This is a genomic window from Micrococcaceae bacterium Sec5.1 (genome assembly GCA_039636795.1).
Lineage (GTDB): Bacteria > Actinomycetota > Actinomycetes > Actinomycetales > Micrococcaceae > Arthrobacter.
The window spans coordinates 1,444,741-1,458,035 of record CP143430.1 but is presented as its reverse complement, the minus strand read 5'-3'; the positions used below and the strand labels follow the sequence as shown (position 1 = coordinate 1,458,035).

Sequence of the window (13,295 nt, the reverse complement as noted above, 5' to 3'; positions counted from 1 at the left end):
GAAGTACGTCAGGCTTTGGCGTGGTGCTGGCCGGAACTTGCGGCGTTGGAGGCAGCAAGCAGTTCCGGGGGCAGAAGCAAGGGAATGCCGTCCTCGATCGCGTAACGGACCTTTTCACCGTTCTCGGCGGCAGCCGTTGAAACAAGCTCCTCACCCTCCTGGACCAGCGGTGAGCCCGTCACGGGGCAGCGCAGGATGGACAACAGTTCAGGACTGACCTTTGGCATGAATGATGCTCCCTGGATGGCGCGGGTGTGGCGCCGCTGGCGGATTTATCTGCAGATTCCAGCCTACAGCGCACGACCATCCCCCAAGGAGCCGACGACGATTTGAGTCCGGGGTTGCCGCTGTTGGCTCAGCCAGAACGGACTTAGGACGGTTCGCGCAGAATCCGCAAGTGGCCACGGCGCGTACCTTCAACCATGGCGGGCGGCTCGACATGCGGCCGACTGGTACGGGGTGGGGTGTCCGTTGCCGCTGAGGCGGCTTCCCGCACGGCGTTGGCGAGTGCCAGCAAGTCATCCGGGCCAGGCTCCGGAGGTGTTGTTGGCATAGCCAGGCGAAGGACTTCCCAGCCCCGTGGAACCGTAAGGGATTCCGCATGCTGGGCGCAAAGATCGTACGCATGCGGTTCGGCGTACGTGGCCAGCGGGCCGAGGACCGCTGTGGACTCGGCATACACGTACGTCAAAGTAGCCACCGCGGATTGGCGGCAGGCGGACCTTGAACACTGACGAATAGCACCCACAACATCCCAGATTAGCGCCCTTTGGCCCATACTCTGCGCATTGGCTGGCCGTGCCCGCCCGGAAGCTGCAGTCTGCGCCGGTCACGGCGCGCTGTTCGCCATGATGTCGCGTTGGCGGTTCCTCGGGACTAAAGTCGATATATGCAGTCACAGCCACATGTTCCTGGCTTCACAATCCGGTGGACTGACGCCGAAGGCGATCAGGCAAAGGAACACACCGGCGCGGATGTCCGTGGTTTCCGGCGGCGCCGGAGAAACCGTCACGGCAGAGGACTGCGTGGGGAACTCATGCTCCCCAGTCTTCCCGGCTTCCGGACCCGTGCCGAGCGTTTCGACGACATGGTGCTGGACTCAGCCGAACGCCTCCAGGATATGTGGGGCAAGCAGTTGGATGGCGTGCTCTTCGCCGTCGACGAAATCCCGCCGAACCTGGAGCAATTGGTCGCCGAAGGTACGGCAGCTCCCATGGGTTCCTACACTCCCGGCAGCCGCGGCGAAGCACCGATGATCACTGTGTACCGCCGTGTGGTGGAACAGACTGCCGGAACACGGGAAGAGCTGCAGGACCTCGTCCACGACGTCGTGGTGGAGTACACCGCGGAAATGCTCGGCGTACCACCAGAGACGCTGGATCCTGTGTACCGGCGTCGTTACCAGTAGCGTGGGTACCCCTAACGCCTAGATGATTAAGTCCTATTGGATTTAGTGGTCGTAGGCGATGAGTGAGCGTTTGCGGGGCGCGTTGATGCGCCAGTTGTGCCAGATGCCTGCGGCAAGGGCGAGGAGTCTGGCAGCTACCCGGGCGTAGACGCCGGCCATGGTCCGTCCGCCGTGTTCTTCGAGGCCGAGTTGGCCCTTGAGGGTGTCGAAGACGGATTCAATCCATTGTCGGATGCCGCCGAGTTTGCCGAAGCGGGGTTTCTCGTCCTTGCGGTCCGGGCGGATCAGGTGCGCGCCGAGGTCCTCGGTGATGAACCGTTCGAAGTCGCGGCCGGCGAAGCCTTTGTCCCCGAGGATGACCTGCCCGGCCCGGATGAGGTGGTGGTCGTGTTCGAGTAGGGCCTGGGTGACCTCGCGTTCACCGATCTTCGGGTTCGCCAGGCCCCAGATCACGGGCATGCCTTCAGGGGTGCTGATCAGGTAGAGACGCAGGCCCCAGAAGAACCGGGAGTGGGAGGCACAGTAGCCGTAGCCGGCGTGCCCGGACAGGTCGGAGCGTTTGACGGTTTCCCGGGACATGCCGCACGGCACGGGGGTGGAATCGACCAGGCGCAGGACCTCGTGCCAGGACGGGGTGTCCCGTGCCAGCGCGGTGATGGCGGCCGCGATCACAGGGCCCGCGGCCCGGAGACGCTTGTTATAGCCGGATTGGTGCGGAATGCCCGGGAACATGCCGGACAGGTGGATCCGTGAATAACGGATCCACCTGGTCTCCGAGGAGAAGCCGAGCAGGTGCTGTGCCACGGCCAGGCAGAGCAGCTCAGCGTCGCTCAGCACCGGTTTCCGGCCCGGCCGGCGAGCCCTGGACACACCCAGGTCCGGCAGCACATGGTCATCCAAATAGACGTAAAGTGTGGTCAGGAGAGTGTTTAGTTGCGTGTTCACAAACTCGGCTTAACACTCTCCGCCTTACTTTAAAAGCTCCCGCGCCCGCCACGGCAATAGGACTTAGTCATCTAGTGGCCTTAACGCCTAGTAGCCCACTGTCACGGGAACTTTTTCGAGCCCCGCAGCAGCATCCTGGATGCCCAGAACTGAGACGTCGGCGCGGTCCTGCCTACCCAGGACAAGTGCCCCATACACAGGGTCCCCTGATGCTGAAACCACGTACCCGGCAACCACTGCCTGTCCGGATTTTGCTGGAAGTTCGATCAGAGATGTTGTGCCCCCGGACATGTCCACGTCCACGGACTTGCCCACCTTCCCATCGGCTGTCACCGGTGCATAGCTGACAGTTGCCCGTCCCTCCGGGACACCGAAGCTGAAGAAGCTCTGCCCGTCACGGGGCACTGCGACCAGATGCTGGCTTCCCAGGCGGGCCGAGGACGGCGACCAAGCGAAATCCGTTGGTTCCTCCGCTTTAGCCCCCCGTGCAATCCGGGTAGCAGCTACGAACGCGACGTCGGAACTTGCGCTCACGGTGTAGCTGCCGGCAGGAACGCCGTCGAGGTCCAACGTAGCTACGGTGCCGCCTTTGACGGTGACTACTCCCCCGTTGGGGAGCTGGCGCTCACCGTTGGCGCCGTACAGCCGGACTTGAACCACGGCGTCCGTGGACCCAGGTACGGCTATTTGAAGCGCGGGAACAGCATCGGCGAAGCCCGATTTGCTGCCCAGCGCCTTGATCGCTGCTGCATCCTGAATGTCGACGCCGGCCATCACCTGGAGATTGGACGGCCCGGAACCTGGGGACAGGAACTCCACCCCACCCGGCACAAGTCCACGCAGCACGCTCTGCTGGATGGTCCCTGCGACGGGTCCGCCCGAGCTGCGTACGTGCACTGCCAGTTGGGATTCGCCGGGGGCAAGGCCGGCAAGGTTTACCGCGCGCGTTGTCCCTGGAGCCACCAAAAGACCCCGTGCGCCAGGCGCCTGGATCTGTCCCTGGGCGCCAAAGAGGTCCAGGTTGACGGTTGCGGGCGTTTCCGATGCATTGCTGAGGTTCAGGACCGCCGTCCGGCCAAGCGCGGTGTCCGCACCCAAAAGCCAAGCGTCGTTTCCGGGTTGCTGACACGGAGCCGCCGCAAGGCCGCGGAGGTCGCCGTCCTTGGCTGAATAGCTCAGGTTCGCGGCCAAGGAGGCTTGTTCGTTTCCGATCGGGTCAGCAGCCACCACGGTAGGTGCGGTCACAGGGCTGATGGATGCAGCCGCTGCCGCCAAAACCGGTGGACCGGAAGTGGGCGATGGTGTGCTCGTGGGGGTCTTGGCAATTTCCGCAACTGCGTCCCCTGCCAGCGACATCACTTTACTGCCCGGAATGGTGCCTGCGGGATTGCTCAGGACCAGTGCGTTAAGCGCACTGGTGGCTGTGGTGGAAACCGGGCTGAACTCAGCATCAGTGTCCACATCGGTTCCCGTGACAAGGCGCGCGGGTTCCGGGCAAACGCCCAGGGAGCGGCCCGCAGGAACATCGGCTTGCCGGACGTCCACTGCAGAGCCGCCAGAGGGCGCTGGAACCATCGAGGTGGCCGCGACTGCTCCGCCTCCCGCCGCCAGGATCACTGCTGCTGACAAGACCCCTGTGATGATCCCCTTGTTGGAACTGCGGGCGCCCTTGTTGGAACTGCGGGCATCCTTGGCGGAGTTGCGTGCATCTTTGGTGGAACTGCGCGTCCCGTCATCGTCCGCCTGCTTCTTTGGGTCCTCAGACACTGCTGTACTCCTTACGGAGGGAGACTTCATCCCTCGACATGCCGGTTCGCGAGCGGCGGGCGGGCATCGGAACTGCCAGCAGCACGGTCAATCCGAACACGACGGCCTGCAGGATCCCGAACCAAAGACCCCAAGGGTTGGTGTACCGGATTTCCAGGTTGCCTCCGTTGGCCGGAAGTTCGAAAGCCTGGGCCCATCCGGAGGTGGCCGACTTCAGCTGTCGCCCATCCATCCAAGCACGCCAGCCGGGATCGGACCGTTCAGCCAGAACCACCCGGCGGCCCTCGTCACCCGCGGGCACCGCTGCGTCAACGGACACCTCAGCTGAGGGCAGAGAGCCGATGGCCTCACCTTGGGCGTTGAGAATGCGCACCCTGTGCGTGGTGTCTGCGGCGGTGGCGGCAGCGGAATTCCGCGGGGTTACGCGCCACAACCACCCGGCGTCGGTTTGTCCAACAGCAACAAGGCCCGGGACGGCGTCGATCCTGCTGGCGGTCAGCTGGGCCGCGTCATCAGCGGCCTTGAGCACCACGAAACCGGCGCCGAGCTGCTCCAAATCATTGCGGGGGTCCACCCCTGTGCTCGCCACAATGGTGGCCACTGCCCTGCGGAGGGAGGCGGTAGCGGCGTCGTCGGCAGCAATCTCTTCGCGACCCGGCGCCCCAATAATGGTCCTGGCCGAAGCGATGGTGGACAAGTTGTCCAGCGTAGTCCCTGCACCACGCATCAGCGAGGACGTAAAGGCACCCTGCTCGCCGCTGGTGATAACCAACGTCCGCGTACGTTCGGGTCCCTCTCCGCGGTCGACGGCGGTGGCTGGCAAGGTGTCGTTATCCACCGGCCACACTTGGCGGGCCGAGCCCAAAGATGGTTTCTTACTGGCCTCTGACGGTGTGGCGTCAGCGGTTTGGGTAGCCGTTGGGCCCTCGGATGAGGGCTGCAGGACGTTTTGTCCTGCCCATGCCACCATCCCGGCCAACGGTCCACAGACGAGGAGAGCCAGTGCCACGCCCGAAGCTACGCGCCGCAAGGGCGACTTCCAACGGGCGGCATCAGTCGTCCTGGTGGGAACGGCGAAGATTTTATCGGCGCCGAGCAACGCCGCACCGAGCAGCAGGATGCCCGCCGCTGAAACCGCCGGTCCGGTGAAGGGACCAACAATCACATTGTTGTTGACGCCTGTGGCCACGTGGCCCATCAGCCAACTGCTGGCCAAGGTAGCCAGCGCGGCCAACCAGAAGACGCGTGCCAGGACGGTGCGCTTACCAGGAAGGAACAGTGCTGCGACAGCCAGGAGAAGTACTGGCACGCTGACCAGCAGAGCAAGCAACAGAGCCCAGGGCACAGCGCCAGGCCCGAACATCCCAAGACCTGTGAGGCCGCCGTCCATTTCGAACGCCAGGGGCTGGCCCAGGAACTGTTGCCACAGTGGGGCCGCGTCGAAACTGAGTGGCAAGCCCGGATCGGCCAGCAAGGACCGGGGGCGGTCAAGTACCGAAATTCCATAGGGAATGAACAGTGCGGCGCTGGGCAAAAGCGACCACCAGAGTGTCTTGCCCCGCGGTCCGAGCACCACGGCTGCCAAGACGACGACCACCGTAATGGGCCCCAAGAGGGACGGTGCCGATGCAGTGATCGCAGCCATAGCCAAGCCCGCAGCCGCCGCGGCGGTCCAGGACGGCGTGCCGTTAATGCCCGGTTTACCGAGCACGAGGGCCGGGCGACGCGTGAAAGGTATCAGTGTGGCATGGGCACGGCCTATCGCCGAACCCGAGGCACGTATTAGCGCCAGCATCAGCAACGGCATCAGGACGTGGGCCACCAAAGCACCTGGCCTGCCCTGGTTTATGGCAACCAGCAGTGCAGGCGCCCCGGACCAGGCAAGAGCGGCAACAATCCGGAACCGGCGCCGGGTGGTCAAAGCCCCTGCAGCGAACCAGGCACCGATTGCAGAGAGTGGCATGGCCAGGATCAGCAACCACACTGTTGCCGAGTTGCCATCGCCACCGCCAAACAGGGAAAGGAGCCACAACACGTAAGCGAAGGGATCGGCGTGCCCGGGCAGTCCCGCACCGAGGGAAATCCACCACGTGGAGGCGTTGTCCCAGATATCGGAGGGTGACTCGGACAATGGGAGGAGCCCTCCCCCCGCCACAGTTCCCGTGCGAAGGAGGCCGAAGAGCCCAATGAAAGAAGCGGCGAACGCGATGAGGGCGGCAGCAACTGCGCCGGTGCCAACCCATCCGCGTTCGTTGGTTGCCAGCGCTGCGAAATCGTCAGAGGCATCGCCGCTGGGTTCGGGGGCGAGAAGATCCGAGGCCACAGTAGTTTCCTCGCTGGGGCGGATGGCCTCCAGCAGGGAACGCCTGTTGGCACGGACTTCGCGCGACGACGCTTGGAGGCCCCGGACCACCGAACGGTGCAAGCGGCGGGTCTTCGCGGCAATCCGGCGGCCTCTTGCAATAGCGAGGGGCCGCACCAAGCCGGCGACGGTGGCCGTGAACTGGGAGAATCCGTAGCCCGGTTCCTTGACCAAAACACTCAGCACCAGACGGACGAGTGCGCCCAAGAGCGCCCCCACAGCCTGGAACGGCAGGTTCCACCACGGCGCGTGTTTGAGGCGCATGTGAATTTGTGCTTTGCGTGCTGCGGAGGACGTACCCAGACCGTGCGGCCGGTGCTCCACGTGGAACATGCGCGCGCTTGGCACCACCACCACGCGGTTACCGGCAAGCCAGTTGCGCCAGCAGAAATCGACGTCGTCTCCACTGCCCGGCAAGGCAGGGTCAAAACCCTGCAACTGCTCCCAAACGTCCCTGCGGATCAACATGCCGGCAGAGTTCACCGCGAACGTGTCAGAGCGGGCATCGTATTGCCCTTGGTCCACTTCGTCGGCGTCGATCAGTGTGAGGCGTTCGGCCCAACGGCTGGTGGACAAGCCAACGTCCACCACATGACGGTCATCGTGCCACCCAAGCTGCTTGCAGCCGGCAACAGTTACCGAAGTGGTCCGTTCCACGGCGTGGAGAAGCTCGGCCAAGGCGTCAGGAGCAGGAGCGGCGTCGTCGTGAAGGAGCCAGATCCATTGGACAGCACCGGCCGCTTCAGCGTCTTCGGCTCCATCGTTGGGTGCAAGCTCGTCCAGGCCCGCCTGGACAGCGGCACCAAAGCCAGACTTTGGCTGGACGTACTTGGTGACGTTTGCTTGCCCCAAGGCCGCCCGGAGCAAGTCGAGGGAGTTGTCAGTGGATCCTGTATCAATGCCAATGGCGGCATCTGCCGAACGCGTCTGGTCCGACAGTGCCGCCAAGGTCCTGGGGAGATAGTTCCCGCCGTCGTGGGAAACCACGACGGCGGTAACGTGTACTTCCTTAAGAATTAGACTGCCCGCTTCCTTAGCCGGCGACGTTCGCGCTCGGAGAGCCCGCCCCAGATGCCGAATCGTTCGTCGTTTGCGAGGGCGTACTCAAGGCACTGAGAACGGACGTTGCACGCTCCGCAGACCTTCTTCGCATCCCTCGTTGACCCGCCCTTTTCGGGGAAGAATGCTTCCGGATCCGTCTGGGCGCACAGGGCGTCTGTCTGCCAACCGAGTTCGCCCTCGTCATCGAAGTCGCCTTGGCTCGGCAGTCCGATCCACACCGGCTGTCCTGGGGTTTCCTGAGGACGACGCAACTCCATCGGAGGGTCGTCCACATCTTCGTCCGGCCCGGCAGGCAGGTCGCCAATCAACGCCTCGTGTGCAGCGAGGAGGGCAGTTGCCTGATCCTCCAACGACTGCTGCACGTTCTGGTTGTATCGGTCTGCCGCTTCCGGATCCGCCGGGTCCACGTACCAGTCCCCTGGTACCTCCCGCGAACGGTATTTCACCGACGCATGTTCTGCGACGACTGCATCTTCCTGGATACGCAACGCTTGCCCCATGGCGTCCCTCCTGATTTTGCAGCCGCTGCTTGGATGTATTTCCGATCCCCGGTGTTGTTCCGGGAATCTGTGCAGCGGCGTTGATTACTAATTACACGCGTGTAACTACCCGCCAGTCAAGCCGCGCCGGGATAATAATCAAGAATCTGTAGAAACGTGGGATGCGCCACGCCCAACGTTTTCCGCCGTGGCGCGACTGGTTGGAGGAAAAACGGAAGCCCCGCATCACTTTGCATGAACAATTCCTGACATTCCGCGGAATTCCCAAGACCACGCCCGGATGTCCATCGATTGGACTTAACGGAGGTGTGTCGCATTTCACATTTCCCCGTGGGGCGGCGGCCCCACCGTGGCAGGATTGATCCATGAGCATCCCGGCAGCGAACCTGATGACCACCCTGCGATCCGGCCATTCCACCTCCCCGAGGCTGACGTGGTACGGCCCCGATTCCGAGCGCGTGGAGCTCTCCGGGCGGGTCTTGGACAACTGGGTTGCCAAGACCAGCAACCTGCTGCAGGACGAACTGGACGCCGAGCCGGGCAAGGCTATCCGGTTGGACCTTCCCGCACACTGGAAATCCTTTGTGTGGGCACTTGCCGCCTGGCAGTTGGGCATGGAGGTGGTCTTCGACGGCACCACCGCTGACCTGCTGGTAACAGACACTCCCGACGACGGCGCCGGGGCCGGCTTCGAGGCGGTCGTCGCCGTGCCGCTCGCGGCACTTGCGATGCGGTGGCCCGGCGACTTGCCACCCGGCGTCGTGGACTATGCCGCGGAAGTACGGTCCCACGGTGACGTCTTCATGGCACACAGCGAACCAGAAGCCAGCCTTCCGGCCGTCCGCGGCAGCGCGGGCCACACACATGACAGCCTTCTGGACGGATTCGCTGCACCCCAAGAACCCGGTGTCCGGCTGCTGGTTCGGGCGTCCGACGGTTTGGAGCCGGGGCTGGCAGCGGCGTTGGGCGCGTGGAAAGAAGACGGCTCAGTGGTACTGGTGCATCCCGATCTGGAAGTGACCGGGCACCTGCTTGAGAATGAGCGCGTTAGCCGATCCTGAGATCAGTTCTTGATGGAGGGCAGCTCGCCGGTTGAAGGTCCTCCGCTGCCCGCCTCCGCAGCTGACTTCTCCTTGTGATGGAGCTCCAGGATCTCGTGGTCGTGAGAGTAGGCCGGCTCGGCATCCAACTCTTCGTTGAAGACCCAAAAGCGGTATGCGAAGAACCGGAAAATAGTGCCCAGGACGAGTCCCACGACGCTTCCTGCGATAAACAGCGATGGCTTGTCATTCAAGTCCAGCACGTACTTGGCGAACCACACGCAACCGGAGGCAATCAGCAGCCCGACGAAGTTCATGACGGCAAACAGAACGGCTTCACGGACCACGTTGGCCTGTTTGCGGTGACGGAAGGTCCAGAAGCGGTTGGCTACCCAGGAGAACACGCTTGCAACGATCGTCGCAATGGCCTTCGCCCAGACTTCGCTTCCGTGCATCGGGCCGGAAAACAGCCAGATGTAAACTGCCGAGTCAATGACAAAAGCAACACCGCCTACGGCGCCGAACTTTGCTACCTCGCGCCAAAAAAGCGAGGCAAGTCCGCGGATGCGATCTGCAAGTGTGGTGATCATGACCCTCCATGGCCGTTGAAAAGTGGGCCGATGGGCCACATCCATTTTAGCGCCCATTTCCAACCGTTCCCTTTGAGTCCCCTGTGAGAACGCCGATACGGGGGCCTGCACCACATCGAGATGGTGACGTTACAGCGGCTGAATCAGTGTTCCGGCCGCTGGTTCGGTAGGCTGAACCTTGTGACTTTTCCAGTAATTGGTGTTGTTGGCGGCGGCCAGCTCGCACGCATGATGGCCCCGCCTGCTACCGCTCTAGGCTTCGAACTACGCGTTTTGGCTGAGGGCGAGGACGTTTCGGCTGTCCCCGCTGTGGCCAACGCCCCCATTGGCGACTACAAAGACCTGGACGCTCTGCTTGAGTTCTCCAAGGGCGTGGACGTCCTGACCTTCGATCACGAACACGTTCCTACACAACATCTGCGTGCCTTGATCGACGCCGGCGTGAATGTGCAGCCAGGACCTGATGCCTTGGTAAATGCGCAGGACAAGCTGGTGATGCGCGCGGCCATCGATCGCCTCGGGCTGCCCAACCCGGAGTGGGCCGCCGTTGATTCAGTAGAAGAACTGGTGGCCTTCGGCGACAAGATCGGCTGGCCTGTGGTGCTGAAGACGCCGCGCGGCGGCTACGACGGCAAGGGCGTCCGCATTGTTGACTCCGCCGATGACGCAGCTGGTACTGCGGACTGGTTCCAGGCCATGAGCCCCCTGCTTGCCGAAGCCAAGGTGGACTTCAGCCGCGAGCTCTCCGCCCTTGTAGCCCGCACACCAAGTGGTGAATCACGCGCCTGGCCGGTAGTTCACACCATTCAGGTAGACGGTGTGTGCGACGAAGTTATCGCCCCCGCACAGAACATTCCACTCGAAGTTGCCGCCGCAGCCGAGGGGGCTGCACTTCGGATCGCCAACGAACTCGGTGTTACGGGTGTCATGGCTGCCGAGCTCTTTGAAACCCCTGGGGTTGGCGCGGGCTTCCTCATCAACGAACTCGCCATGCGCCCCCACAACACAGGCCATTGGACGCAGGACGGATCCATCACCAGCCAATTCGAACAGCATCTGCGTGCGGTGCTGGACCTGCCGCTGGGCGCCACGGATGCTGTGGCGCCGGTATTTGTCATGAAGAATTTCCTGGGTGGGGATAACCAGAACCTCTTCGAAGCCTTCCCCATGGCCTTGGCTTACGAACCGGCAGCAAAGGTGCACTGCTACGGCAAGTCCGTACGGGCGGGGCGGAAGATCGGGCATGTCAATCTGGCTGGCACATCTACCTCGGAGGTAGATTCCATCCGCCAACGCGCCACGGCAGTAGCCAACATCATCCGTGACGGCCGGATGCCCGCACAGACCACCCACGAGGAGACCGAATGACATCAGCATCAACAGCCCCGCTCGTAGGTCTCGTGATGGGCTCCGACTCCGACTGGCCTGTCATGGAAGCCGCCGCGGACGCCTTGGCTGAGTTCGGCATCCCCTTTGAAGCGGACGTCGTCTCGGCGCACCGCATGCCCACTGAGATGATCCGCTATGGCCAGACTGCGCACGAGCGCGGCCTTCGCGTCATCATCGCCGGAGCAGGCGGGGCCGCCCACCTTCCTGGAATGTTGGCTTCGGTCACTCCCCTGCCTGTCATCGGCGTCCCGGTTCCATTGAAGACACTGGACGGCATGGACTCACTGTTGTCCATCGTTCAAATGCCTGCCGGAGTTCCGGTTGCCACTGTCTCCATCGCCGGTGCCCGCAACGCAGGACTCCTTGCTGTACGGATGCTCGCCTCCGGCACAGACGAACTCGCAGACCGCCTTCGCGAAGACTTGCTCAAATTCGCCCAGGAGTTGAACGACGTCGCCACCAAGAAGGGCGAAAACCTGCGCCATAAGGTTGAAGAGGTCTTTTCCCCAGCAAATGCTTCCGCCCGGAGCAGCCACTAGGACGGCAGCGGATGACCACCATGCACAAGAACCCAAATCAGTCCGGCGCCGCCCTGACTGATCCAGTCCGCTATCCATCCGGGGCCAGCGCCCCGGTGCGGACCAAACGCGCCTTCGTGCTGGTCCTCCTCACCCTCTTCATCCCCGGCAGTGCCCAAATCGTGGCAGGTGACCGCAAGCTGGGCCGCCTCGCCCTTCGCATCACACTCACTGTGTGGGCGCTGGCTTTGCTGACGCTCTTGATTGCCCTGGTGAACCGGAGCATGCTGCTCAGCATCGTCACTCATCCCGTGGGCTCGCTGTTCATCATCGTTGTCCTCGTTGCTTTGGCTTTGGGCTGGGCCTACCTGTTCCTGAACACCTTGCGGATCATCCGGCCCAACCTGCTGGCGCCCGGGATGCGGCCCATCATTGCCGTCGTCCTTGCAGTAACGACAGTTGTGGCCAGCGGGTCATTGGGCTACCTTGCCTACGTGTTGAACGTCAGCCGCAACGCGATTGGCAGCATCTTCAACGCGGGCCCTGCCATCGATCCTGTAGATGGCCGCTACAACTTCCTGATGATGGGCGGCGACGCCGGTGACGACCGCACGGGTCGGCGTCCGGACAGCCTGTCGGTCATCAGTGTTGACGCCAAAACAGGTGAAAGTGCCATCATTTCCGTACCCAGGAACCTCCAGAACGCACAGTTCAGTGAGGGATCCCCCATGCGGAAGATCTACCCCGACGGCTATAACTGCGGCGATGAATGCCTCATCAACGCCGTCAACACCGAGGTCACCAACAATCACAAGGACCTGTACCCGGGCGTTGCCGATCCTGGCGCCCAGGCAACACTGGAAGCGGTGTCCGGGACCTTGGGTATCACGGTGCAGGCCTATGTGCTGGTGGATATGGACGGGTTCGCCAAGCTCATCGACGCCATGGGCGGCATCCGCATCAAGGCTGGCGGCTGGGTACCTATCAGTGGTCCTGTCACTGACGAGGCCAACGGGATCCACGGCATGCCCGATGGCTGGATCCCTGCCGGCGACCAACACTTGGACGGCTTCCACGCCCTCTGGTACGGCCGTTCCCGTGAATTCGTTGACGACTACGCCCGTATTGCGCGCCAGCAATGTGTACAGCAGGCCATGCTCAAGCAGCTGGACCCCGGCACGTTGCTGACCAAGTTCGAGGACATCGCCAACGCAGGCACAAAGGTGGTGGAATCCAACATCTCCTCCGCGCAGCTCGGAAGCTTCGTGGACCTTGCCTTGAAGTCCAAGGGCCAACCGGTCAAGCGCCTCACTATTGGCCCTCCCGATTTCGATGCATCGTTCTCCACGGTGCCGGATTTCGACCTGATTCACTCCAAGGTCCAGGAACTGCTGACCTCCCAGAACAGCCCCAAGGCCGATGACTCCATGGTGTCCAACAACGGCAGTGTGGGTTCCAATGTCGCGGCAGCGGGCCCAGTCCCCGGCAGCTTCCCGGCCGCTATGCCCGCGGGCCAGCAGCCCTCGCCGTCGTCCTCGGACTTCACGCCGGTGACCACCACGCCGGACGGTACGCCCATCACGGAAGAACTGCTCAACGGCCTCAAGGCCCAGGGCGACGAGCAAGGCATCCGGGATCTCGTGGCAACCAATGGGCAATGCGCCCCGCTGTAGCCCGCAGCAGCACCACCACCTCACGTTCAGCGCGACGATAA

Annotated in this window: 12 protein-coding genes; 5 read left to right on the top strand and 7 right to left on the bottom strand. The window is 63.0% G+C overall.

Annotation, left to right across the window (positions count from 1 at the left end; all coding sequences use genetic code 11):
- Positions 1-8: 8 nt before the first annotated feature.
- A complete protein-coding gene (locus VUN82_06885) occupies positions 9-227 on the bottom strand; it encodes a Trm112 family protein (GenBank protein XAS73553.1) in 219 nt (72 codons plus the stop codon).
- Between the two features lie 143 nt (positions 228-370).
- Positions 371-778, bottom strand: coding sequence for a DUF3499 domain-containing protein (locus VUN82_06880; protein XAS73552.1), 408 nt, complete (start codon positions 776-778; stop codon positions 371-373).
- 111 nt (positions 779-889) lie between these two features.
- On the opposite strand from VUN82_06880, the gene VUN82_06875 reads away from it, so the two are divergent.
- Positions 890-1,408, top strand: a complete 519-nt coding sequence (locus VUN82_06875) for a metallopeptidase family protein (GenBank protein XAS73551.1) — start codon at positions 890-892, stop codon at positions 1,406-1,408.
- A gap of 42 nt (positions 1,409-1,450) precedes the next feature.
- On the opposite strand, the gene VUN82_06870 is transcribed toward VUN82_06875, so the two are convergent.
- The 4 genes from VUN82_06870 to VUN82_06855 all read right to left on the bottom strand — a co-directional run bounded on the left by VUN82_06870 (position 1,451) and on the right by VUN82_06855 (position 8,044).
- A complete protein-coding gene (locus VUN82_06870) occupies positions 1,451-2,353 on the bottom strand; it encodes an IS982 family transposase (GenBank protein XAS73550.1) in 903 nt (300 codons plus the stop codon).
- Positions 2,354-2,440: 87 nt separating this feature from the next.
- Complete coding sequence (locus tag VUN82_06865) at positions 2,441-4,120, bottom strand: DUF5719 family protein (protein ID XAS73549.1); 1,680 nt, start codon at positions 4,118-4,120, stop codon at positions 2,441-2,443.
- Entirely contained in the window at positions 4,113-7,499 is a 3,387-nt protein-coding gene (locus VUN82_06860) for a glycosyltransferase (protein ID XAS74638.1), read from the bottom strand. The genes VUN82_06865 and VUN82_06860 overlap by 8 nt, the downstream gene beginning before the upstream one ends.
- The gene (locus VUN82_06855; protein ID XAS73548.1) at positions 7,499-8,044 is read right to left on the bottom strand and encodes a WhiB family transcriptional regulator; all 546 of its coding nucleotides are present in this window, start codon (positions 8,042-8,044) and stop codon (positions 7,499-7,501) included. Before VUN82_06855 ends, VUN82_06860 begins: the two co-directional genes overlap by 1 nt.
- A 365-nt stretch (positions 8,045-8,409) precedes the next feature.
- Here VUN82_06855 and VUN82_06850 point away from each other — a divergent pair, with 365 nt between their 5' ends.
- Positions 8,410-9,105 carry a TIGR03089 family protein gene (locus VUN82_06850; protein XAS73547.1) on the top strand — a complete coding sequence of 232 codons (696 nt, stop codon included), beginning with the start codon at positions 8,410-8,412 and terminating at the stop codon, positions 9,103-9,105.
- Between the two features lie 2 nt (positions 9,106-9,107).
- Here VUN82_06850 and VUN82_06845 read toward each other — a convergent pair whose 3' ends face one another.
- Positions 9,108-9,674, bottom strand: coding sequence for a GtrA family protein (locus VUN82_06845; protein XAS73546.1), 567 nt, complete (start codon positions 9,672-9,674; stop codon positions 9,108-9,110).
- 228 nt (positions 9,675-9,902) lie between these two features.
- On the opposite strand from VUN82_06845, the gene VUN82_06840 reads away from it, so the two are divergent.
- Genes VUN82_06840 through VUN82_06830 form a run of 3 tightly spaced genes read left to right on the top strand, consistent with a single transcriptional unit; the run spans position 9,903 to position 13,254 of the window.
- Positions 9,903-11,042, top strand: a complete 1,140-nt coding sequence (locus tag VUN82_06840) for a 5-(carboxyamino)imidazole ribonucleotide synthase (protein ID XAS74637.1) — start codon at positions 9,903-9,905, stop codon at positions 11,040-11,042.
- Entirely contained in the window at positions 11,039-11,602 is a 564-nt protein-coding gene (purE, locus tag VUN82_06835) for a 5-(carboxyamino)imidazole ribonucleotide mutase (GenBank protein XAS73545.1), read from the top strand. The genes VUN82_06840 and purE overlap by 4 nt, the downstream gene beginning before the upstream one ends.
- An 11-nt stretch (positions 11,603-11,613) precedes the next feature.
- Positions 11,614-13,254: an LCP family protein gene (locus VUN82_06830; protein ID XAS73544.1), complete on the top strand. Its 1,641-nt coding sequence runs from the start codon at positions 11,614-11,616 to the stop codon at positions 13,252-13,254.
- Positions 13,255-13,295: the final 41 nt, after the last annotated feature.